The following is a 21,558-nucleotide window of genomic DNA, read 5'->3' on the forward strand; positions in this document are numbered from 1 at the left end:
TTTGGACCATTTCTTTCATGACTGACGTGCTCACCAATGAAGAACGACTCGCCGAGCTTGACCTCGCCCAGCTTCGACAGCTCGTCGGTCTGGTCGAGTACGACGCCGACTCCGACCCCTTCCCGGTCACCGGTTGGGACGCCATCGTCTGGGTGGTCGGCAACGCCAACCAGGCGGCCCACTACTTCCAGTCGGCGTACGGCATGGAGCTGATCGGCTACCTCGGCCCGGAGCAGGGCGTACGCGACCACAAGGCGTACGTGCTGAAGTCTGGCGCGATCAAGTTCGTGCTCAAGGGCGCGGTGGCGCCGGACTCGCCGCTGGCCGACCACCACCGTCGCCACGGCGACGGTGTCATCGACATCTCGCTGACGGTGCCCGACGTGGACAAGTGCGTGGAGCACGCGCGTGCCTGCGGGGCGACGATCGTGGTGGAGCCGCACGACGAGTCCGACGAGCACGGCACCGTGCGGATGGCGAGCATCCAGGCGTACGGCGACACCGTGCACACGCTGGTCGACCGCTCGAACTATCGCGGGGTGTACCTGCCGGGCTATGCGGAGCGGAGCTCCACCTATCGGCGTCCCGAGGGTGCCCCGAAGCGAATCTTCCAGGCGCTGGACCACGTCGTCGGCAACGTCGAGTTGGGCCGGATGGACGAGTGGGTCGAGTTCTACAACAAGGTGATGGGCTTTACCAACATGGCCGAGTTCATCGGCGACGACATCGCCACCGACTATTCGGCGCTGATGAGCAAGGTCGTCGCCAACGGCAACCACCGGGTGAAGTTCCCGCTGAACGAGCCGGCGATCGCCAAGAAGCGTTCGCAGATCGACGAGTATCTGCAGTTCTATGACGGCCCGGGCGCCCAGCACCTGGCGCTGGCCACCAACGACATCCTGGCCACCGTGGACTACATGCGGGATCAGGGTGTGGAGTTCCTGGACACCCCGGACTCCTACTATTCCGACCCCGAGCTGCGCGCCCGGATCGGTGACGTGCGGGTGCCGATCGAGGAGCTGCAGAGCCGCAAGATCCTGGTCGACCGCGACGAGGACGGCTATCTGCTGCAGATCTTCACCAAGCCCTCGGGGGATCGGCCGACGGTGTTCTTCGAGATCATCGAGCGGCATGGCTCGCTCGGCTTCGGCAAGGGCAACTTCAAGGCACTGTTCGAGGCGATCGAGCGCGAGCAGGAGATCCGCGGCAACCTCTGATCGCGTTCTCTTCGATCTCTTCCGGCCCGGGCGTTCCCCGGACCCGACCCCACACCCTTGTGGGACGGGTCTCGAACGCTCGGGCCTTGATCGCTGTGAGAGATCAAGGCGCGGTTTCACCGCCCGGGGGAGATCAGGACCCCATCGCTGCGGAGTGCAGTGTCAGGGCGGCCAGGTGCGCGCCGAGTCGCTCCAGTGGGAGTGCCGCCGAGCGATCCGGTCGCGCGGCCGGCGAGCGCCCCTACACTGGCCGGGTGAGCGACGAGATCCCGGTCGGCAGCCCGCCCGCACCCCCAGGCCGGCACGCGGCACCCGGAGGGTGGTACGCCGACCCCGCCAACCAGGGGCAGGAACGCTACTGGGACGGCTGGCAATGGACCCGCAACACCCGCCCCTCCGAGCCGAGCGGGCAGTTCGGAGAACCCGGGTTCGGTCCTCCGGGCGGCGCGGCGTACGCCCCCGGTCCGGGGCACGGCCATCCCCGCGTCCCGGCGCAGCCCTGGGGCCAAGGCTCCTACGGCCAGCATCAGGCGTACGGACCCCCGATCCCGCAGACCGCCGACGGGGTGCCGCTGGCGAGCTGGGGCTGGCGACTGCTGGCGTACGTGATCGACTGGATCCTGATCTCGGTCGTCACCGAGGTGATCTCCCAGGTGACCGGACTGGGTGCAGCCATCCAGCGCGGCATGAGCGCCTATCTCGCCTATCTGACCGAGATCAGCACCACCGGCGGCACCCCCGACCTCGGATATGCCATCTCGCTGATCACCCCACCCGAGATGTACATTCTGCAGGCGGTCACCCTGGCCTGTTTCGTCATCTACCACGGCCTGATGCTGCGCTTCCGGGGCGCCTCCCTCGGCAAACTCGCCTGTGGCCTGCGGGTGGTACCGGCCGAACAGGGGCACGCCCCGGTTCGCCTGCCCTGGGGCACCGCCCTGCTGCGACCGCTGGTCACCCGGCTGCTCGGTCTGGTGCCGCTGCTCGGCCTGATCGACTATCTGTTCCCGCTGTGGGACCGACGCCGCCAGACCCTGCACGACAAGGTGGTCAAGACCCAGGTTGTCCGCAACCGCTGATTCGCCGGCCGAACTGGCCCGGGGCCCGCTTAGCCTTGACCCATGAGGCGCAGGCCCGGCCGCGGGCACCTGATCCCGCGGAACTTTCGGGTCGAGCGTTCACCCGGCAGCGCCGCCTTGGTGCTGCTCGCGATCGCAGCCGTGCTCAGCCTGCTCGCCGCCCTGGGCGCCGCCAGCCCCCCGGGCGAGCTGCCCTCCTCGGGTGCCGCCGAGCTCGTCGCCCCCGACGGGCACCACGAACGCGGCACAGGCCCCGGTGGTGACGTGGTCCGCGAGACCGCGCACCTGCCCGGAACGCGCGCCTTTGCCGACGGGCCTCAGGAATACTTCATGGCGATCAAGGACCTGGCGGAGGTCCGCAGCCGCTTCTGGGTGGTCGAGACCGACGACGCGGGCAGCGGGCGTACGCCGGAACTGCGCTCGCTGGACGAATCCGGGTTGCACACCCATCTCATTGCCGGGCCCAGGCCGGTGCAGGAGTCCGCGCAGGGGTGGCTGGTCTTCCGTCCCGCGCTGCTGGAGCTCCCGCCCGACCCCCGGGCGGGCACTGAGTTCGACTCCCGGGGCACGGTGACCAGCGAGGCCGGGCAGGCGGCGTACACCGATCGCGCCACGCTGTCGGACGGCAGCTCATTCGGTGACGGGTGCGTGCGGGTGCAGCACGAACTCACCATCGGCTCCGCGCCCGCCCGCGAGACGATCACCGTACGCTGCCCGGGGCGCGGCGTGGTGCACGTCGAGGGCCGGTGGCAGCAGGCAGATCGGCAGCCGGCCCGCGGCGGCGTGGAGGTCGAAGCCGTCCCCGGTCCCGTCGACGGGCTGCGCGCCACCCGGATCCCCATCCAACGCGGCGGCGCCGACCTGGCCGTGGCGCCAATCGGGGTCACCGGGGTCGGCGAGGACCGGCTCTGGGTCGGCAACCGGAACACCGGCAACGTGCTCCGGCTGCGACGCCAGGGTCCGGCCTATCTCTCCGAGCTCCAGGTCCACCCGGGCGGCGACCTGACCATGGTCGCCGGGTGTGGCCAGGCCGTGGTCGCCGGCACCGCCCAGCGTCGCCTCGTCGCCCACGACGCCGAGGGGCACTGGCTGTGGACCACCGAGCTGGAGGACGTGGCCCATCCCGCCCCCGGTCGGCTCGGCGAGGACCTGCTGGTGGCCACCCTGGACGGGCAGCTGCACGCGGTCTCCTGCCGAGACGGGCGGGTGCGCTGGAGCGTTGACGAGGCCGGATCGGCGATCCAGCCGATCGTCGCGCAGACGGCCGAAGGGCCGGCGGTGGTCACGGCCGCCGGCAAGACCCTCCGGATGCTGACTGCCGACGGGGAATCCCTGTGGGAGCGGGAAATGCCCGACCCGGTCCGGCGCGTCGTGGTGGGCGGTGACCTGGTCGTCGTCTCCGGCGCGGAGGGTCGGCTGCACGCCTTCTCGACCGACGACGGCGATCCGCGGTGGCTGACCCGATTCACCGACCCGGCCGACGACCTGCACCTGCTGGGTGGTGACGTCGTGCTGGTGCGCAACGGGGACGGCATCGACGGCGTACGCCTGGCCACCGGCGAGCGGCTCTGGCACCACGCACTGGCCAGTGAATTCTCGGTGACGGACGGCACCACCGGCTGGTTGGCCGGGCCTGCGGAGGCGCGAACCGTGAGCGCGGACGGCCGCCTGGGTCCGCCGCAGCCGGTGCCCGCGCGCCCGGTGTCCACCCCGGTGCTGGCCCACGGGGCCCTCGGCCCGGTCATCGTCGACTCGACCGGCGTGACGCTGTGGCGGCGATCATGAGGGTGCTCTGGTACGCCTTCCTGGTCGGTTGCGCGCGGGTGCTGATCGACCCGGTCCGGGAGGGGCGACCGCGCGGCGGCGAGTGGCCCGGCTGGCTGCGGCCTGTGCTGGTGCTGGCCGCTGCGGCGTACGCCCTGGCCGGGGGACTGGTGCTGGCCTCGGGCTGGATCCGCGCCAACGACCGGCTGATCACCGACGGAAACCTGGTGATCGGCGCCTGGACGGTGACCGCTCTCTATTGGCTGATGGTGCTCACGCTGGCACTGCTCGCCACCGCGCTGCTGCACGTGCATCCGCTGATCCGAGTGCTGGGACTGCTGCTGATCGGGCTGGTGCTGATGTTGATCTCGGTCGCGCCGGGGCCACTACCGATCCTGGTGGCGCTGTCGTGCTTTCTGGCCCTGGTGGGTTTCACGGTCGCCCGCGCCCGCCGCCGCCCCGCCTGGTTCGAGTTCCCGGTGGTGCTCCTGCTGCTGGTGACGGCGGTCTTCGGGGCGATGGCGCTGGGGCAGCGGGACGTGCTCGGCATCGACACCCGGATCCAGTCCCTGCTCGGCCTGATCACCGTCACCATGCTCTTCGCGCTGCCGACCCTGGTGCTCGCCGGCTATTCCCTGGCCGAGATCCCGGTCCGGGTCGCCGAGGCGATCGGGGAGGGCGTACGCCGCGAGTTCGGCCCGCGGCCGGGATCGGGGCTGTGGGTGCTGCTGGCGGTGGCGACGGCGGTGACCGCCTGGGACATCGTCTCGGGGATCACGGAAGCGGAGTGGGACTGGCGCTGGGAGTCCTGGCTGTCCTCAGCACTGGCGGTCGCGCTCACCGCCGCGCTCGTCGCGGTGCTGCTCGGCCGACGCCGACCGGCCGCCGCGCCGGCGGTCAGCGAGGCGTACGGCTCGCTGGGTTATCCGATCGCCATCGGTCTGATCAGCTTCCTGGTGGTGGGGACGGTGGGCCTGTTCGCCGGGACCCTGATCGGCATGATCGGCCTGCCCGGCGGAACCGAGTTCGGCCAACTGGTCACCGGCTGGATGACCAGTGAGAAGGCCGTCGCGGCCACCCGCTGCCTGGTCGCGCTCGCCGTGCTGCTGCTCGCGATCCGTCGGCTGCGGGGCGGGGACCGGGTGACGGTGGTACCGGCCGCCGCCTTCGTCGTGCTGGTCGGTGGCGGAACCCTGGCGCTGTGGACCGGCGGTCGTTTCGCCCTGGCCTGGAGCGTGGAGACGATCACCGCCTGGTGCGCGCTCGCGGCCCTGCTTCGGCTGGCCTGGGCGGCTGCGCGCGGACGGGCGGGGGAGGCGTTGTGGCCCACCCTGATCGTGCTGCTGATCACCGTCGGAGTGGGACGCCGCGAGGTGCTGGCCGAGCCCGCCTCGCTGGCCGCGGGGGTGTCCGGCATGGCCGTGCTGCTGCTCGGTCTGCTCTGGCGGCTGTTCACCGACGCCTCGATCACCCGTGGCGAATCCCGCGCCTTCCCCAAGGTGACGCGCGTGCTGTTATACGCCGCGAACTCACTGTTGGCGGTGCTCACGCTGGCCGTGGTGGCGGTGTCCCGGGCCGACCTGCCGACCCTGGACCTGGACAACTTCGCCGCGATGGGGCTGAACCTGATCGGTGCCCCGTTGCTACTGGGCGCCCTGCTGGTGGCCCTCACGCGGCCGCTGTCGACCGAGGGCGGCTTTCCGGACGCCAGCCGCGACTCGGCGAATGGATCGGGTGGAGTTGGGGGGATCGCTCCGGATAGGGTGCACACGCCCTTGCCGCCGCAACCCGGAACGTGAGCCGTGACCTCCTCCTCCCCAGTTCCCGCTGAGCCTGCCCGCGACCCTGCCGCCCCCGACGCCACCCCGGATCCCACCCCCGATCCCGAACTGGATCCCGCCCTCGTCGAGCTCGCCACCGCCCTCGGTGTGGCGACCGAGTTCGTGGACTGGAAGGGCCGGCGCACCGTCGTCAGCGCCGAGACCCTGTCGGCGGTGCTGGGCGCGCTGGAGGTCGATATCGACGATCCGCGGACCGCGCTCGCCGAGCACCGGCTCGGCCCATGGCGCCGGATGCTGCCGGCCTGCGTCGTCGTCGCGGCCGGGGAGCGTCGGGAGTTCGCCGTGCACGTCCCGGCCGGAGACCCGGTCGAGGTCGAGATCGAACTCGAGGTCGGTGGTACCAGGTCGGTGAGCCAGGTCGACAACTGGGAACCGGCCCGCGAGGTCGACGGCCGGTTGGTCGGCGAGGCGAGTTTCCTGGTGCCGTCGGACCTGCCGCTGGGCTATCACCAGATCGTGGCGCGTTCGGGTTCCGAACGTGCCGAGGGGGCGCTGATCGTGACCCCCGAGCATCTCGGTTTTCCCGCCCAGCTGGGAAATCGACGGACCTGGGGACTGGCCACCCAGTTGTACAGCGTGCGGTCCGGCGGGTCCTGGGGGATCGGTGACCTGAGTGACCTGACCGACCTGGCGGTGTGGTCGGCGGCCGAGCACCGGGCCGGTTATGTGCTGGTCAACCCGATGCACGCGGCGGAGCCGCAGGTGCCGATGGAACCATCGCCCTACCTGCCCACCAGCCGGCGCTTCTTCAACCCGATCTATCTGCGGGTGGAGGCGATCGACGAGTACGCCGAGCTGACCCCCGCACAGCGGATGCGGGTGCGGGCACAGTTCGAGCAGTTGAGCGAGCGGCTCGCCGGAGTGGACGCGATCGACCGCAACCAGGTGTGGTTGGCCAAGGAGCCGGCCCTGCGAGCGGTCTTCGAGGCAGGTCTGCGGCCGGGCCGGGCGTACGCCTTCGCCGGCTTCTGCGCGCGGGAGGGACAGGGGCTGCTCGACTTCGCCACCTGGTGCGCCCTGAGCCGGGCACTCGGAGCCGACTGGCGGACCTGGGCGGTCGAGTATCAGAGCCCGCAAACCGAAGCCGTGCAGCGATTCCGTGACGAGAACGCCGAGGAGATCGACTTCCACCGCTGGTTGCAGTGGTGCCTGGACGAGCAGTTCCGGGAGGCTCAGGGGGCCGCGACCTCGGCCGGCATGGAACTCGGCATCGTGCACGATCTGGCCGTCGGCGTGAGCCCTGCCGGGTCGGACGCCTGGTCGCTCGGCTCGGTGTTCGCCCGCTCGGTGTCGGTGGGTGCGCCGCCGGATCAGTTCACCCAGCTCGGCCAGGACTGGGGGCAGCCGCCCCTGCGTCCGGATCGGCTCGCGGACACGGCGTACCGGCCGTTCCGGGACATGCTCGGCAGCATCCTGCGGCACTCCGGCGGCATCCGGGTGGACCACATCATCGGCCTGTTCCGGTTGTGGTGGGTGCCGACCGGGATGCCGGCCACCCGCGGCACCTACGTGCGTTACGACCACGAGGCGATGATCGGAATCCTCGCCCTGGAAGCGCATCGGGCCGGTGCGCTGGTCGTCGGTGAGGACCTGGGCACGGTGGAGCCGTGGGTGCGCGACTATCTCTTGCGGCGGGGGATCCTGGGCACCTCGATCCTCTGGTTCGAGCAGGACTGGACCGTGCCCGGCGGGCGCCCGCTCCCGCCAGAGGAGTGGCGGGAATACTGCCTGGCCTCGGTCACCACCCACGACCTGCCGCCCACCACCGGCTATCTGGCCGGGGATCACGTACGCCTGCGGCACAGGCTCGGCCTGCTCACCGACGGGCTCGAGGAGGAGCTGGCGCGCGACCGGTCGGAGCGTGACGAGTGGCTGGCGGTGCTGCGCGAGCACGGGGTGCTGGCCGAGGGGGTTGACGTCGACACCGAGGAAGGGTCCGCCGAGGTGGTCCGCGCCCTGCACCGGTTCCTGGTCCGCACCCGCTCGCGGATGCTGAACCTGGCGCTGACCGACGCCGTGGGGGACCGGCGGACGCAGAACCAGCCAGGCACCAGCAACGAGTACCCGAACTGGCGGGTCCCGCTGACCGGCCCGAACGGCGAGCCGATGACGCTGGAACAGGTGTTCACCAGCGACCGAGCCGCCGCCGCCTGCCACCTCCTGGCCGAAGGCCTCTAGCCCCCCGCGCTGGCTGAGCCTGTCGAAGCCTGCTGGTTGTGGTTGCGTCCGGTGGTTGCGGCGGAAAGGGCGTCCCGCCCACCTCGCTGGCGGTCTGGGTTTGCGCTGCCGCGATTGGGTCTTCAGCTCGGTACGCCCGACCACGCCCCGACGCCCTTTCCGCCTCCACCACCTCAGCGCCCAACCTCCAGTTCCCAGCCCTCCGTTGGCTGAGCGAGCTTGCGAGTCGAAGCCTCCTACGTTCCCCGAGCAGGCCGGCAATGCGGAGCCTGCGGAGCAATGCCGGACGGGTCGAGCGGAACCCGCCCTCAGGGACGATCATCAGGCTGGAGGGGTCGCGGATGTGTTGAACCTGCGGCATCGGCATCCGGTGCCGTGGCAGCACACCTGTCGGCACCTGTCCTTCCAGCAAGCGCGGCAGTTCGACTCCGAGTTCGGGCCGAAGCTGCCGGGATGGACACCGGGGAAGATCAGCAACGTCACCGAAACCCGGGCCGCGTTGCTGCTGGACGCCGAAGAACACCGTCAAGCCTCCCTCGCCGGCCGGCGAGGGAGCTTCCATCCCTCCCCGCACCCCTGGCATCACCCATGGTGAAGGCACCCTGGACGCGGGTGCCGCGGCGCAGTTGGATGCCACGCTGAACAAGGTTGCCGACGTCCTCCGCGCCCCCGTCGCTGTTAGACGGCGCCGCGGTCACACCCACGGGGGAGGTGGTGAACACCACACCAGGGAATGGCCCGAAGGACCCACCCACCAGACCAACCTCGCCCCGTTCACCCGCACCCCCACCGAGCGAAAACCCACGCCGGATTACGGGTCGAACAGATCAAGAACGGACTCCTGCACTGGATGACCCCCGCCGGACAACAAGCCTGGACCAGCTGCCACGGGACGTGGCGAAAACCACCACCCGAACACGTCGTCAACGACCCCACTGAGACCACGAAGAAGACCCGTGCATCCTGTTCGACGCCGCCCACACCGGACGCAAACGGCTGCACCGCGACCGCGGACCCACCAACAACTCACCACCCTGACGACCGTTCCTTGATCGAGTTCTTTTCGACACGCAGGGCATTGCTCCGCATGCCCTGCTACTCAAGGAACGTCGGTGGGTACCACTGCGCCCGCATCCGGGTATCTAGACTGAGCTCATGACCGGGGCCGTGCGGGCGGTACATCCGGCCCTGCGCGGACTGCTGGCGGGGCCGATGGTCGGCTATGACCTGCGGACCGACCCGAGGGCGGTGCACTTCGGGCTGCCCGCGCCGGCCGCGACCGTGATTCTCGCGTTCGAGGAACCGATCGACGTGGGCTGGGCGGACACGCCGGGGGAGTCCGCCAGGCACTGGCAGATGGTGTCCGGGATGCACACCCGGCCCGCCCTCGTGCACACCCACGGAACCCAGTGTGGGATCCAGCTTTCGCTGACTCCGTTGGGATTCCGGCTGATCCTCGACGCACCCATCGGCGCACTCGCCAATGAGGTGGCCGGTCTCGACGAGCTTGGCGTACCGTCAGCACTGCACGCCCGCCTCGCCGACGAGCCGAGCTGGGACCGCCGTCTCGCGCTGCTCGAGGAGGAACTGTTGCGGCGGGCAGTCGACGAGCGTGCCAGCCAACCCGGTGACGAGGTCGCCCAGGCCTGGCGACTGCTGCGCCGTACCGGCGCCCGCGTCGACGAGGTCGCCGGATCGGTCGGATGGAGTCGTCGGCACCTGACCAACCGGTGCGTGGCCGAGTTCGGGGTGGCGCCCAAACAGGTGATTAGGCTCGCCCGGTTCGACCGCAGCCGACAAGCGGTGCGCTCCGGCCTCACCCTGGCTGATGCGGCGTACCGGTTCGGATTCAGCGACCAGTCCCACTTGACCCGCGAATGGGTCCAGCTGGCCGGGCGTACCCCGAGCCAGACCCTCGCCGAAGAGTTCCCAATTCTTCAAGACTGACCCGCGAGCGACCCGACAGGCTGGAGCCATGAACAAACCACAGCTGTTCCCGTCCGTGATCTACCGCGACTTCGACGCCGGCGCCGCCTTCCTGAAGCAACTCGGCTTCGACGAGGTGCTCGTGGTCCGCAACGAGTCCGACCCCACGCGGGTCGAGCACTCCCAATTCCGCTGGCGCGACAATGGCGGGCTGATGGCGGGCTCCGTCCGCCCCGAGAAGCAGCACGCCGCCGAGGACCGGGTTGGCCGCGGCAACTGCTATCTGGTGCTCGCCAGCGACGTCGAGGTCGACGAGGTGTACGCCCGGGCGATGGCTGCAGGCGGCGTCAGCACCCAGGAACCCACCGAGATGGACTACGGCGGTCGCAGCGCCGGCGTACGCGATCCCGAGGGCAACGAGTGGAACCTCGGCTCCTACGCCGGCGAATGAGCTAGCTAGGGCGCACGGGGTCAGGGTGCACCGTCGCGTGCTCGGCCGACAACCCCGCCAGCGGGGCGCCGTTGAGCGGGGGACAGTTCCACCGCTGAACGGCGGTGCCGTCGTCGGCCAGGGTGATCGTCAACCGGTGTGGGGTGTCCAGAAAACACAGGCCGACCTCGGTCAGCCCTGCCGAACGCCGGGCGCGGGTCGCCACCGGAACCCGCGTTCCCTGCTCGGCAACGAAATCAGTGATCAACCACTCGTTCTCCCCCAACTCGACTGTGGTCGGTTCCCCGGTCAGCCGGATCCGCAGCTGCCAGCCGTCGGCGTACGCCAGCTCGGCCTCGCTCAGCTCGGGGAACCACCACTGCTCGGGCGCCTCCTGCGGCTGCCGCGGCTCGATCGTCCGACTCACCGCGACCGGCTCCAGCGGCTCGCCGTCACCCGGCCACGGAACCGCGGCCGTGAACGACCCCGGGGCGCCGGGCCGCGCCGGCTCCTCGAGTGGCGCCAGTCCCGGCTGCAGGTGGGCGAGCACCGCCTCCATCACGTCCTGGGACGGGAACTGCCCACTCGTCACCGCGATCACCGCCTCCTGGGTGGGCAGCACGATTCCATACTGGGCGAACGCTCCGTCCAGCCGATAACCGTCCGGGTGCTGCCAGAGCTGATAGCCGTAACCCAGTCGGCTGTGCGCGTTCTCCTGCTCCCCGGTCGCCACCTGGTGGGCGCTCGCCAGCTGGGCCCACCCCTCGGGCAACAACCGCTCGCCCTGCCACACTCCGTCGCAGCGATAGAGCTCGGCGATCGCCGCGATCTGTTCCACGGTGAGGAAACAGCCCGAAAAGCCCAGCTCGCCCCCGTCCGCGGCCTGCCAGGCGAGATCGTCGATTCCCAACGGGGTGAGAAAGCGCCGGGTGGCGAAGTCGACCAACCGCTCGCCGGTGTGGCGGCGTACCAGCTCGCCCAGCACCCAGGTGGCGCCGTTGTTGTAGCAGAAGACGCTGCCCGGCTCGGCCTGCGGCGGCGTACCGAAGAAGGCAGCGACCGCATCGCCGTGCCAGCGCAGCGCCGGCAGGGTGTCCTCGGTGTGGCCGGTGGCCATCGACAGCAGGTGGTGCACCGTGATCCGGTCCGCACCCTCGGCGACCGCGTCCGGCGCCATGCCCAGCAGGTCGGCGGCGCGATCGTCGAGCGCGAACAGCCCGTCGGCGATCGCGAGCCCGACACAGCTGGCGGTGACCGTCTTGCTCACCGAATAGGCGAGCGTCGGTCGCTCCGCTCGCCACGGCGCCCACTCGCCCAGCTGGACCAGGTGACCGCGGCGGACCACCGCCAGACCGTGCACCTCCACCGAGCGTGCGGTCAGGTCGTCGACGAACGCCTGCAGCGCCTCGTGGCGTACGCCGAGGGCCTCGGCCGAGGCGGTGGGCAGGTTGGTGCTGCGCTGTGTCATGACACGAACCTAGCGATCCTTGTGTGGCCGGCGGCAAGGTGTAGCATCGTACACGTGATCGAATACCAGGGATCCCTGTTGGACCAGGCACTGCCCGACCCGGTCCGGGGCTTCGCGCCGCTCACCTCGGTCGTCCGCACCCGGCTGTCCAGCACCGCCTGGGTCGACCATCTCTCGGGCTGGCTCACCGGCTCCGACCCGCTGTTCCAGCGGCTGCTGCAGCACACCCCCTGGCACGCCGAACGTCGCCGGATGTATGACCGCGAGGTCGACGTGCCCCGACTGACCAAGTTCTACGAACGCGGCGAGACCCTGCCCGATCCCGAGCTGACCGAGGCGCGGCGACGACTCAGCGCGCACTACCTGCCCGAGCTGGGGGAGGAGTTCGTCTCGGCCGGGCTGTGCCTCTATCGCAGCGGTGCCGACTCCGTCGCCTGGCACGGGGACAACCTCGGCCGCGGGGCGACCGTCGACACGATGGTGGCCATCCTGTCGCTCGGATCGGCGCGCACGCTCGGATTGCGGCCTCGCGGGGGCGGCCCGACCCGGCACCGGTTCGCGCTCGGGCACGGCGACCTGCTCGTGATGGGCGGCTCCTGCCAGCGCACCTGGGAACACGGCATCGCCAAGACCAGCCAGCCGGTCGGGCCCCGGGTCAGCGTGCAGTTCCGGGCGCTCGGGGTGCGCTGACGCTCAGCGCACGGGATGGAGCTCGCCCGCCGTGGCCACGCCGGCCCGGGCCCAGGCTGCCAGGGTGTCCTCGATCCGGTCGGGTGACACCGCCGCGGTCAACGGCAGCAGCACGGTGGTGTCGAACCCCTCGGTCGCCGCGTCCAGCGCGGTCGCGCGGACACAGTGATCGGTGGCGATCCCGCACACGTCGACCCGGCGTACGCCCCGCTCCCGCAACCAATCGGCCAGCCGGGTCCCATCCTCGGAGGCCCCCTCGAAACCGGAGTAGGCGGCCGCGTGCTGGCCCTTGAAGAACACCTCGTCGAACTCCCGGAAACCCAGCTCAGGATGAAAATCCGCTCCCGGGGTACCCGCGCGGCAGTGTGCCGGCCAGCTGTCCACGAAGTCCGGCTGATCGGCGAAGTGCGCCCCCGGGTCGACGTGGTGATCCCGGGTCGCCGCCACCAGCGAATAGTCGTGCTCACCCTTCAGCAGCTCGGTGATCGCCCGCGCCGTCGCGGCACCTCCGGCCACGGCCAGCGACCCTCCCTCACAGAAGTCGTTCTGCACGTCCACCACGATCAGCGCCCGCGGCTCTTGGTCGGTCATGGGTCCTCCAGGGTTGGGCATAACAACTGACAAAGTTCAGGAGCGGGCGGCGAACGGGTTGCCCACGTCGTCGCCGTCCGCCTCCAGATAGTGGGTGGGGATCACCGCCTCGCCGCGCGACATCTTCCGCGCCGTCAGCGGCAGCTCCGCCAACGAATCGAGGTGCCGCTGGCGCGCGGCCACCAAGGTGCTGCGCCCGACGATCTCGCCGCCACGCACCAGCTCGGTGAGCAGCGGCCGATCGTTGTGATCACCCCGCGGCGGGGTACCGACGCCGATCACCTCGGCCTCGGCACGATCGCGGGAATCCAGCCGACGCAACGCAAACTTGCGCCCGCCGACCGACGCCTTGTTCAGCGACTTCTTCGCCACCGGCTGCAGCTCGGCGTCCAGTCCGGTACCCGTGGCCCGGGCCACCAGCTTGTAGACGAATCCGCAGGTCGGTTGCCCGGACCCGGTGACCAGGTTGGTGCCCACGCCATAGCCGTCCACCGGGGCGCCGGCGAGTGCCGCGATCTGCCACTCGTCCAGGTCGGAGGTGACGATGATCCGGGTGTCCGTCGCCCCCAGCGAGTCGAGCAGCCGGCGTACCTGCCGCGACATCTCGGGCAGATCCCCGGAGTCCAGGCGGACCGCGCCGAGCCGGCCTTCGGTGAGGCGTACGCCGGTCCGCACCGCCTCCTCCACGTCATAGGTGTCGACCAGCAGGGTGGTGCCCTCGCCCAGCGCGTGCAGCTGGGCGGTGAACGCGTCGGTCTCCGAGTCGTGCAGCAGGGTGAACGAGTGCGCCGCGGTGCCGGTGGTGGGCACGCCGTAGCGGCGCCCCGCCTCCAGGTTGGAGGAGGCGCCGAAACCGGCCACGTACGCCGCGCGTGCGGCGGCGACCGCGGCTCCCTCGTTGGTACGCCGAGAGCCCATCTCGATACAGGGCCGGCCGTTGGCCATGGCCACCATCCGGGAGGCGGCCGAGGCGACCGCCGAGTCGTAGTTGTAGATCGACAGCAGCACCGTCTCCAGCACGCAGGCCTCGGCGAAGGTGCCCTCCACCACCAGCAGCGGGGAGCCGGGGAAATAGACCTCGCCCTCGGCGTACCCCCAGATGTTGCCGGAGAAGCGATAGTCCGCGCACCACTGGGCGGTCGCGTCGTCGACCACCTTGTGCTCCAGCAGGAAGTCCAGCTCGGCCTGGTCGAAGCGGAAGTCCTCGATCGCGTCGAGTGCCCGCCCGACGCCGGCCACCACGCCATAGCGGCGGCCCTCCGGCAGTCGCCGCGGGAACAACTCGAACACCGAGCGCCGCAGCGCGGTGCCCGAACCGAGGGCGGCGCGCACCATGGTGAGCTCGTAGTGGTCGGTGAGCAGGGCGCTGCTGGGGCGCAGCCGATCGGCGTTGGTCACCGGTACAGGGTGCCACGACTGATTGCGCTTTGGTCGAGGTGCTCGCTGTTTGCCATGATGGAACCCATGTCCAACACACCCGGGGTCGGTGACCCGCAGGGCGGGACCGCCATCGCGGAGCGCCCCGCCGAGCAGGCCGTCAATCAGACGCCGTGGGTGACCATCGTCTGGGACGACCCGGTGAACACGCAGATCTACGTGACCCACGTGTTCGTCACCTATTTCCGCTACCCCAAGGCGAAGGCGAAGCGACTGATGCTGCAGGTGCACCACGAGGGCAAGGCGGTGGTCGCCAGCGGGTCACGCGAGGAGATGGAACGCGACTGCAACGCGATGCACGACTTCGGCCTGTGGGCGACCCTGGATCGCGCGGAGTGACCCGGTGGCCCGATTCGACTTTGACGGGGAGACCGTCCGGTTGTACCTGAGTGCCGACGACGTCGAGCTGCTCGACTCGCTGACCGAGCAGTTCATCGAGCTGCTGCAGGCCGATCAGCCCGAGCATCCGTCGGCCGACGAAGCCGAACCCGAGGATCCGTTCGCGCTGTGGGAGGCCGACCTGGCCGAGTCCCCCGACGAACCGGAGGAGCTGACCGATCCGGCGCTGCAGCGGTTGTTCCCCAACCCCTATCCGCACGACCCGGCCGCCGCCTCCGACCACCGTCGCTACAGCGAGGGCGAACAGCGCCGGCTGAAGCTCGCCCAGGCGGCCACCGTGCGGGAGGCGCTGCACGGCAACCCGGTGATCGTCCCCATGGCCCAGGTGCCGGCGTGGATCAAGACGCTGAACTCGCTGCGGCTGGTGCTGGCCAGCCGGCTCGGGGTCGACGATGAGGAGTCGATGGAGCAATTGCAGCTGCTGCCCGATCAGGACCCGCGCTCGGTGCTCGCGGCGATCATGGACTGGCTGGCCTATCTGCAGTCGGTGATCATCGAACTGATCGACGACGGGGCACTCCACGACGTGGCGCACGACGACGAGACCTGATCGGTCGCGCGGCGCTCGGGCACTACCGTGGGGAGTCCCGCCGAGCAGTGAGGATTCCCGATGAACCGCAACCAGCAGCCTTGGATCCTGAACGCCGAGATCACCCGCCCCGACCGGCACTTGGTCGACGCGCTCGGTGAGATCGAGACCGGCAACCTGGCTGACGCCTCGCCGCTGGTCCAGGTGTTCCCGAGCGCCATCCGCCGGCTGGTGGGGGATCGGGATTTCTGCGGGCCCGCGCTGACGGTGTGGACCAACCCCGGTGATTTGCTGTATCCGTTGCGCTCGGCCGATCTGGTCGAGGCCGGTGATGTGGTGGTGATCGACGGCGGTGGCTGGACCGAGGCCGCACTGATCGGTGAGATCTATGCCGGCGTGGTCGCCGCCCGCGGTGCCGTCGGTATCGTCGTGGACGGCGCGATCCGTGACCTGGCAGGAATCGCCGAGGCCGGCATCCCGGCGTACGCCCGCTGTGCGATTCCCGGGAAGCAGACCCTCGCCGGACCCGGTTCGATCAACACCGCGATCGACTGCTCCGGGGTGCGGATCGAGCCCGGCGACCTCATCCGCGCCGACGAGACCGGGGTCGTGGTGATCCCGCGGAAGGCCGCCGCCGAGGTGCTCGCCGCTGCCCGCAAGGTCGCCGAGGCCGAGGCCGGCTGGATCGCGGCCGCGCGCGAGCAGGGGTTGAGTGGTGCCCTCGGCCTCGACGCGGTGATCGAGGCGAACCGGCCCGGTTGAGACCGGCTGTCTGGTTTCTTTGACATCGGTAGTTCGGCCTGGCCGGGCAGCCGGCGGTCATCCCGGTGTACGCCCCGCTCGCGATCGGCCTGATCAGCATGCTGGTCCGGATCGTCGTGCTCCGCGGCCGGCACGCGTGAGGCCACCATGTCCGGGCAACCCAATCGGGTCCGGGAGTTTCGCGAGCTGGCCGGCCTGAGCCAGTGCGAGTGCGCGGCCCGGCTCGGCGCCACCCGACAAACGGTGATCTCGGTGGAGAAGGGGCACTTCGACCCCCGGCTGTCCCTGGCGATCCGGATCGCCGAGCTGTTCGGTCGTAGCCTGGACGAGATCTTCCGGGCCGGGCAGGACGCCGGCCCAGGTGGGGCGCGCTGGCACAATGGGCCCTCGTGACCCTGACCCAGCAGATCGACCGGGACGCCCCGATCGGCATCTTCGACTCCGGCTTCGGCGGGCTGACCGTGCTCCGTGCGGTGGTCGACCAGCTCCCGGCCGAAGACATCATCTATCTCGGGGACACCGCCCGGGCGCCCTACGGCGGGAAGACGCTGGCCGAGGTGCGCGAATATGCCCTCGAGTGCCTCGACCACCTGGTCTCGCTCGGGGTGAAGGCGCTGGTGATCGCCTGCAACTCCGCCTCCTCGGCGGTGCTGCGGGATGCCCGCGAACGCTACCGCGTACCGGTGGTCGATGTGATCCTGCCGGCCGCCCGCCGCGCCGTACAGGCCACCCGGACCGGGCAGGTCGGGGTGATCTGCACCGAGGCGACCGCCACCTCCCGCTCCTACGACGACGCGTTCTTCGCCGCCCCGCAGATCCACCTGCACACCCGGGCCTGCCCGCGGTTCGTGCCGTTCGTGGAGGCGGGGGTGACCGGCGGGGAGGAGCTGCTCGGGGCGGCGCGTGACTATCTGGCGCCGCTGCAGGCGGCCCGGATCGACACGCTGATCCTCGGCTGCACCCACTATCCGCTGCTCACCGGGCCGCTCTCCTATGTCCTCGGTGACGGGGTCACCCTGGTCTCCAGCGCCGAGGAGTGCGCCAAGGCGGCGTACGCCCGGCTGACCGAGCTGGACCTGTTGCGCACCACCCCGCGCGAAGGCGTACGCCGCTTCCTCACCACCGGCAACCCGGAACGGTTCGAGGGGATCGGGCGGCGGCTGATCGGCGGCCTGGTCGCCGACGTGCAGCAGTACGCCTGACCGGTGGCTGAGCCTGTCGAAGCCACCCTTCGACTGGCTCAGGGATCATTCGACGGGCCCTGGGACCCCCTACGCTGACTGGCATGGAACTGCGGGTCATCGGTTGCTCGGGATCGGTGTCCGGGCCCGAGGGTCCGGCCAGCTGCTACCTGGTCCGACACGACGGGTTCGACCTGCTGCTGGATCTCGGGCCCGGCGGGTTCGGCGGGCTGTGGAACCTCGAACCGCGCACCGTCGACGCGATCGCGCTGTCCCACCTGCACCCGGACCACTGTCTCGATCTGTGTGCGTTCAACGTGGCCGCCACGTTCTCGCCGACCGCGCCGTGGCCGCGCATCCCGGTGTACGCCCCGGGGAACGCGCCCGAGCGGATGAGCCGGGCGTACGAGCCCTCGACAGGCTCGGGCAGCGACGAGACCGACTGGTGGTGCGACTTCCGGCCCTGGGCCGCCGAGCAGCGGATCGGGCCGTTCACGGTGCGAACCATCCCGGCCCGGCACTCCACCGAGGCGTACTCGATCCGGCTGGAGGCCGGCGGCCGATCGCTCGTCTACACCGGTGACACCGGACCGAACCCCGAGCTGATCGAGCTGGCCCGCGGGGCCGATCTGCTGCTCGCCGAGGCCGCCTTCCAGCACGCCGACGACCTGCCGGCCGACGTGCACCTGTCCGCCAGGCAGGCCGCCGAGCACGCCCGCGCCGCCGGGGCCGACACGCTGGTGCTCACCCACATCCCACCCTGGTACAGCCGCGAGGAGGCGTACGCCGAGGCGCGCCCACACTTCGATGGAAGTCTCGAACTGGCGAGGACGGGGGCCGTGTTGTCGGTGGGGGAGCACTAGACTCGCGGCCATGACCAACACCCGTGGAGACGGCCGCGCCAACGACCAGCTCCGGGAGGTGAGGTTCACCCGCAACTGGCTCGACCACGCCGAGGGGTCGGTGCTGGTCGAATACGGACTCACCCGGGTGCTCGTCGCCGCCTCGGTCACCGAAGGCGTGCCGCGCTGGCGCAAGGGTTCGGGACTGGGCTGGGTGACCGCCGAGTACGCCATGTTGCCGCGAGCCACCCACGACCGCTCCGACCGCGAGGCGGTCAAGGGCCGCATCGGGGGGCGTACCCATGAGATCTCCCGGTTGATCGGCCGCTCGCTGCGCGCGGTGATCGACTATCAGGCGCTCGGCGAGAACACCATCGTGCTCGACTGCGACGTGCTGCAGGCCGACGGCGGCACCCGGACCGCCTCGATCACCGGCGCCTACGTGGCGCTCAGCGACGCCGTGTCCTGGCTGCGCGACCGTGAGTTGCTGGCCGGCGAGCCGCTCACCGGCTCGGTGGCCGCGGTCAGCGTCGGCGTCGTCGGGGACACCCCGATGCTGGATCTCTGCTATGCCGAGGATTCCACGGCCGAGGTGGACATGAACATCGTGATGGGTGACGACGGCCGGTTCATCGAGGTGCAGGGCACCGCCGAGGGGGCCCCGTTCGACCGGGCGCTGATGGACCAGCTGCTCGACCTCGGCGCCAAGGGGTGCGCGGACCTGACCGAGCTGCAGCGGCGCGCCCTCGCGGCCGACGGGGAGGCTCAGGGCTCGTGAAGGTCGTCCTGGCGACCAACAACGCCAAGAAGCTGATCGAGCTGCGCCGGGTGTGCGAGGGGCTCGGCGTCGAGGTGCTCGGCCTGGCCGACGTGGCGTCCTATCCCGAACCGGCCGAGACCGAGACCACCTTCGACGGCAACGCCCTGCTCAAGGCCCGCGCCTGCGTGGCCGCGACCGGCCTGCCGGCCCTGGCCGACGACTCCGGGATCGCCGTCGACGCGCTGAACGGGATGCCGGGCGTACGCTCCGCACGCTGGGCCGGGCCCGGTGAGGGGGACGAGGCCAATCTGCGGCTGCTGCTGCGCCAGCTCACCGATCTCGACGGGGTACGCCGCGGCGCCCAGTTCGTCTGCGCCCTGGCGCTGGTCACCCCCGACGGCACCGAGCACGTCACCCGCGGGGTGATGCCGGGCCGGCTCGCCACTGAGCCCGCGGGGCAGAACGGGTTCGGTTACGACCCGATCTTCGTTCCCGAGGGGGACCAGCGGACGACGGCTGAGCTGACGGCAGCGGAGAAGGACGCGATCAGCCACCGCGGCCAGGCGATCCGGGCGATGCTGCCCCGGCTCGCCGAGCTGGCCGGATCGGCCGAGCGAGCGCAGCAGGCGGAGGAGAACCGATGAAGCAATACCTCGACCTGGTGCAGCGGGTGCTCGACGAGGGCGTGGCCAAGTCCGACCGCACCGGCACCGGCACGCTCAGCCTGTTCGGGCCGCAACTGCGCTTCGACCTGACCGCCGGCTTCCCGCTGCTCACCACCAAGAAGGTGCACCTGCGCTCGGTGATCGGCGAGCTGCTGTGGTTCCTGCGCGGCGACTCCAACATCAAGTGGCTGCACGACAACGGCGTCACCATCTGGGACGAGTGGGCCGACGAGCAGGGTGAGCTCGGCCCCGTCTACGGCGTGCAGTGGCGCTCCTGGCCGACACCGGACGGCGGCCACGTCGACCAGATCGCCCGACTGATCGACGGGCTGCGCAGCAACCCCGACTCGCGGCGGCACCTGGTCTCGGCGTGGAACGTGAGCGAGCTCAAGCAGATGGCGCTGCCGCCCTGCCACACCTTCTTCCAGTTCTATGTCGCCCCGGCCGCCGAGGGTGACCCGGACCGGCGCGGACACCTGAGCTGCCAGCTCTATCAGCGCTCGGCCGACATCTTCCTCGGCGTCCCCTTCAACATCGCCTCGTATGCCCTGCTCACCGAGATGGTCGCCCAGGTGTGCGACCTGCGGCCGGCGGAATTCGTGCACACGTTGGGAGATGCGCACCTCTACAGCAACCACCTGGAGCAGGCGCGCACCCAGCTGACGCGCGACCCCCGGCCCCTGCCGCGGCTGCGGCTCAACCCTCAGATACGCCAGATCGACGACTTCGGCTTCGATGACATCGAGGTGCTCGACTATCACCCGCACCCCGGCATCAAGGCGCCGGTGGCGGTGTGAATCAGCCGATCACGGCGATCGCGGCGGTCGCGGCCAATCGGGTGATCGGTGCCGACAACGACCTGGTCTGGCGCAACGCTGATGACTTCAAGCGGTTCAAGGCGCTGACCATGGGCGGGGCGCTGGTGCTCGGCCGCAAGAACCACGAGGCGATCGGGCGGCCGCTGCCGGGCCGGGAGTCGTTCGTGGTCACCCGCAACCAGCACTGGCGGGCCGACGGCGTAGACGTCCATCACGATGTGGACGCCGCGATCGACGCCGCGCTGGCAACCGGGCGCCGGGTGTGGATCCTGGGCGGGGGAGAGGTGTACGCCCAGGCGTGGGCGCGTACCGAAGCCCTCGAGATCACCCACGTCGACCTCGCGTTGGAGGGGGACGTGTTGTTTCCCGAGATCGACCCAGCCGAGTGGACCGAGACCGCCCGGGAGGAGCGCGACGGGTTCCGCTGGGTGAGCTATCGGCGGGTCAGCCCAGCTTGAGCACGAACCGCTGCTCGACCCGGTCGGTGACCGGGTGCCGGCGGGTCTGTTCGGTGCCGATCCATCCCATCGCCTCATAGACGAAGATCGCCCGGATGTTGTCGGCATAGACCCACAACTCGCCCGAGCTGAAATCGTTCTCCCGCATCGCGCCGGGCACCGCGACCAGCAGGCGGCGGGCCCAGCCTTCGCCCCAGTGCCCAGGGGCCACGCCCAGATAACGGATCTCGCCGACCTCCTCACCCGATCCGCGGGAGGGCTCGATCGCGGCGAACGCCATCATCCCCTCGTCGGTGTTCAGGCAGAGCAGGAAGGAACGGTCCGAGTGGGCCAGCGACTCCTGGACCAGGTTGACGGCCTCGTCGTGGTTGACATCGCTCGCCGGGTTCTCGTCGCGCTTGGCGGTGGCGTGGGCCCAGATCTGGGCAGCTTCTTCCGCGGCAGCAGCGTCTCGGGTCTTGACTGTTTCCACGGGATTCTCCTTACAGGCCGAGCGAGGGTCAACGGGGGGCGTGACCCACGC

General features: G+C 70.4%; 22 protein-coding genes. 18 read left to right on the plus strand and 4 right to left on the minus strand.

The features are described 5' to 3' along the window. The first annotated feature begins 17 nt into the window (after positions 1–17). From hppD to CGZ93_RS11510, 7 genes are all read left to right on the plus strand, one after another. Positions 18–1,217 carry a 4-hydroxyphenylpyruvate dioxygenase gene (gene hppD / locus CGZ93_RS11475; protein ID WP_094364266.1) on the plus strand — a complete coding sequence of 400 codons (1,200 nt, stop codon included), beginning with the start codon at positions 18–20 and terminating at the stop codon, positions 1,215–1,217. Positions 1,218–1,471: 254 nt separating this feature from the next. Next, a complete protein-coding gene (locus CGZ93_RS11480) occupies positions 1,472–2,296 on the plus strand; it encodes an RDD family protein (protein WP_141211186.1) in 825 nt (274 codons plus the stop codon). A 42-nt stretch (positions 2,297–2,338) separates the two neighbouring features. Beyond that, positions 2,339–4,081, plus strand: coding sequence for an outer membrane protein assembly factor BamB family protein (locus CGZ93_RS11485; protein ID WP_094364268.1), 1,743 nt, complete (start codon positions 2,339–2,341; stop codon positions 4,079–4,081). Continuing rightward, a complete protein-coding gene (locus CGZ93_RS11490) occupies positions 4,078–5,859 on the plus strand; it encodes a hypothetical protein (protein WP_141211187.1) in 1,782 nt (593 codons plus the stop codon). The genes CGZ93_RS11485 and CGZ93_RS11490 overlap by 4 nt, the downstream gene beginning before the upstream one ends. Before the next feature lie 90 nt (positions 5,860–5,949). Then, a complete protein-coding gene (malQ, locus tag CGZ93_RS11495; protein WP_212753511.1) occupies positions 5,950–8,079 on the plus strand; it encodes a 4-alpha-glucanotransferase in 2,130 nt (709 codons plus the stop codon). 1,155 nt (positions 8,080–9,234) lie between these two features. Then, positions 9,235–10,026, plus strand: a complete 792-nt coding sequence (locus CGZ93_RS11505; RefSeq protein WP_094364272.1) for a helix-turn-helix domain-containing protein — start codon at positions 9,235–9,237, stop codon at positions 10,024–10,026. 28 nt (positions 10,027–10,054) lie between these two features. Further along, the gene (locus CGZ93_RS11510; RefSeq protein WP_094364273.1) at positions 10,055–10,456 is read left to right on the plus strand and encodes a VOC family protein; all 402 of its coding nucleotides are present in this window, start codon (positions 10,055–10,057) and stop codon (positions 10,454–10,456) included. Position 10,457: 1 nt separating this feature from the next. On the opposite strand, the gene CGZ93_RS11515 is transcribed toward CGZ93_RS11510, so the two are convergent. Beyond that, complete coding sequence (locus CGZ93_RS11515) at positions 10,458–11,903, minus strand: serine hydrolase domain-containing protein (protein WP_094364274.1); 1,446 nt, start codon at positions 11,901–11,903, stop codon at positions 10,458–10,460. Positions 11,904–11,957: 54 nt separating this feature from the next. Here CGZ93_RS11515 and CGZ93_RS11520 point away from each other — a divergent pair, with 54 nt between their 5' ends. Then, entirely contained in the window at positions 11,958–12,593 is a 636-nt protein-coding gene (locus tag CGZ93_RS11520; RefSeq protein WP_094364275.1) for an alpha-ketoglutarate-dependent dioxygenase AlkB, read from the plus strand. 3 nt (positions 12,594–12,596) lie between these two features. Here CGZ93_RS11520 and CGZ93_RS11525 read toward each other — a convergent pair whose 3' ends face one another. Both CGZ93_RS11525 and CGZ93_RS11530 read right to left on the minus strand, forming a co-directional pair. Beyond that, a complete protein-coding gene (locus CGZ93_RS11525) occupies positions 12,597–13,184 on the minus strand; it encodes an isochorismatase family protein (protein ID WP_094364276.1) in 588 nt (195 codons plus the stop codon). Positions 13,185–13,220: 36 nt separating this feature from the next. Beyond that, entirely contained in the window at positions 13,221–14,582 is a 1,362-nt protein-coding gene (locus tag CGZ93_RS11530) for a nicotinate phosphoribosyltransferase (RefSeq protein WP_267489733.1), read from the minus strand. A 66-nt stretch (positions 14,583–14,648) separates the two neighbouring features. Between CGZ93_RS11530 and clpS the strand changes: the two genes are divergently transcribed. The 10 genes from clpS (at position 14,649) to CGZ93_RS11580 (ending at position 21,035) form a co-directional block, all read left to right on the plus strand. Continuing rightward, the gene (gene clpS, locus CGZ93_RS11535) at positions 14,649–14,960 is read left to right on the plus strand and encodes an ATP-dependent Clp protease adapter ClpS (protein WP_094364277.1); all 312 of its coding nucleotides are present in this window, start codon (positions 14,649–14,651) and stop codon (positions 14,958–14,960) included. A gap of 4 nt (positions 14,961–14,964) precedes the next feature. After that, positions 14,965–15,570: a DUF2017 family protein gene (locus tag CGZ93_RS11540; RefSeq protein WP_171196827.1), complete on the plus strand. Its 606-nt coding sequence runs from the start codon at positions 14,965–14,967 to the stop codon at positions 15,568–15,570. Positions 15,571–15,630: 60 nt separating this feature from the next. Then, the gene (locus CGZ93_RS11545) at positions 15,631–16,311 is read left to right on the plus strand and encodes an RraA family protein (protein WP_094364279.1); all 681 of its coding nucleotides are present in this window, start codon (positions 15,631–15,633) and stop codon (positions 16,309–16,311) included. Between the two features lie 147 nt (positions 16,312–16,458). Next, complete coding sequence (locus tag CGZ93_RS11550; RefSeq protein WP_094364280.1) at positions 16,459–16,704, plus strand: helix-turn-helix transcriptional regulator; 246 nt, start codon at positions 16,459–16,461, stop codon at positions 16,702–16,704. Beyond that, positions 16,701–17,513 (plus strand): glutamate racemase, encoded by an 813-nt coding sequence (gene murI / locus CGZ93_RS11555; protein WP_094364281.1) that lies wholly within the window; start codon positions 16,701–16,703, stop codon positions 17,511–17,513. Before CGZ93_RS11550 ends, murI begins: the two co-directional genes overlap by 4 nt. Positions 17,514–17,596: 83 nt before the next feature. Next, positions 17,597–18,355, plus strand: a complete 759-nt coding sequence (locus CGZ93_RS11560) for an MBL fold metallo-hydrolase (protein ID WP_094364282.1) — start codon at positions 17,597–17,599, stop codon at positions 18,353–18,355. A gap of 10 nt (positions 18,356–18,365) precedes the next feature. Next, entirely contained in the window at positions 18,366–19,112 is a 747-nt protein-coding gene (rph, locus tag CGZ93_RS11565; protein WP_094364283.1) for a ribonuclease PH, read from the plus strand. Then, complete coding sequence (gene rdgB / locus CGZ93_RS11570) at positions 19,109–19,738, plus strand: RdgB/HAM1 family non-canonical purine NTP pyrophosphatase (RefSeq protein WP_229117390.1); 630 nt, start codon at positions 19,109–19,111, stop codon at positions 19,736–19,738. The genes rph and rdgB overlap by 4 nt, the downstream gene beginning before the upstream one ends. Next, positions 19,735–20,556 (plus strand): thymidylate synthase, encoded by an 822-nt coding sequence (locus tag CGZ93_RS11575; protein ID WP_094364285.1) that lies wholly within the window; start codon positions 19,735–19,737, stop codon positions 20,554–20,556. The genes rdgB and CGZ93_RS11575 overlap by 4 nt, the downstream gene beginning before the upstream one ends. Next, a complete protein-coding gene (locus CGZ93_RS11580; RefSeq protein WP_229117391.1) occupies positions 20,553–21,035 on the plus strand; it encodes a dihydrofolate reductase in 483 nt (160 codons plus the stop codon). The genes CGZ93_RS11575 and CGZ93_RS11580 overlap by 4 nt, the downstream gene beginning before the upstream one ends. Here the strand turns inward: CGZ93_RS11580 and CGZ93_RS11585 are convergent. Continuing rightward, on the minus strand, positions 21,022–21,507 hold the full coding sequence (locus CGZ93_RS11585) for a GNAT family N-acetyltransferase (RefSeq protein ID WP_176451739.1): 486 nt from the start codon (positions 21,505–21,507) through the stop codon (positions 21,022–21,024). The genes CGZ93_RS11580 and CGZ93_RS11585 overlap by 14 nt on opposite strands. Between the last annotated feature and the right edge of the window lie 51 nt (positions 21,508–21,558).

The sequence above is a fragment of the Enemella dayhoffiae genome (assembly GCF_002250625.1).
GTDB classification, from domain to species: Bacteria; Actinomycetota; Actinomycetes; order Propionibacteriales; family Propionibacteriaceae; genus Enemella; species Enemella dayhoffiae.

Coding starts and splice junctions, on each gene's coding strand:
- rph (WP_094364283.1), top strand. CDS start 18,366: ATGACCAACACCCGTGGAGACGGCCGCGCCAACGACCAGCTCCGGGAG.
- CGZ93_RS11490 (WP_141211187.1), top strand. CDS start 4,078: ATGAGGGTGCTCTGGTACGCCTTCCTGGTCGGTTGCGCGCGGGTGCTG.
- CGZ93_RS11560 (WP_094364282.1), top strand. CDS start 17,597: ATGGAACTGCGGGTCATCGGTTGCTCGGGATCGGTGTCCGGGCCCGAG.
- CGZ93_RS11525 (WP_094364276.1), bottom strand. CDS start 13,184: ATGACCGACCAAGAGCCGCGGGCGCTGATCGTGGTGGACGTGCAGAAC.
- hppD (WP_094364266.1), top strand. CDS start 18: ATGACTGACGTGCTCACCAATGAAGAACGACTCGCCGAGCTTGACCTC.
- CGZ93_RS11575 (WP_094364285.1), top strand. CDS start 19,735: ATGAAGCAATACCTCGACCTGGTGCAGCGGGTGCTCGACGAGGGCGTG.
- CGZ93_RS11485 (WP_094364268.1), top strand. CDS start 2,339: ATGAGGCGCAGGCCCGGCCGCGGGCACCTGATCCCGCGGAACTTTCGG.
- CGZ93_RS11545 (WP_094364279.1), top strand. CDS start 15,631: ATGAACCGCAACCAGCAGCCTTGGATCCTGAACGCCGAGATCACCCGC.
- clpS (WP_094364277.1), top strand. CDS start 14,649: ATGTCCAACACACCCGGGGTCGGTGACCCGCAGGGCGGGACCGCCATC.
- CGZ93_RS11505 (WP_094364272.1), top strand. CDS start 9,235: ATGACCGGGGCCGTGCGGGCGGTACATCCGGCCCTGCGCGGACTGCTG.
- CGZ93_RS11550 (WP_094364280.1), top strand. CDS start 16,459: ATGTCCGGGCAACCCAATCGGGTCCGGGAGTTTCGCGAGCTGGCCGGC.
- CGZ93_RS11515 (WP_094364274.1), bottom strand. CDS start 11,903: ATGACACAGCGCAGCACCAACCTGCCCACCGCCTCGGCCGAGGCCCTC.
- CGZ93_RS11510 (WP_094364273.1), top strand. CDS start 10,055: ATGAACAAACCACAGCTGTTCCCGTCCGTGATCTACCGCGACTTCGAC.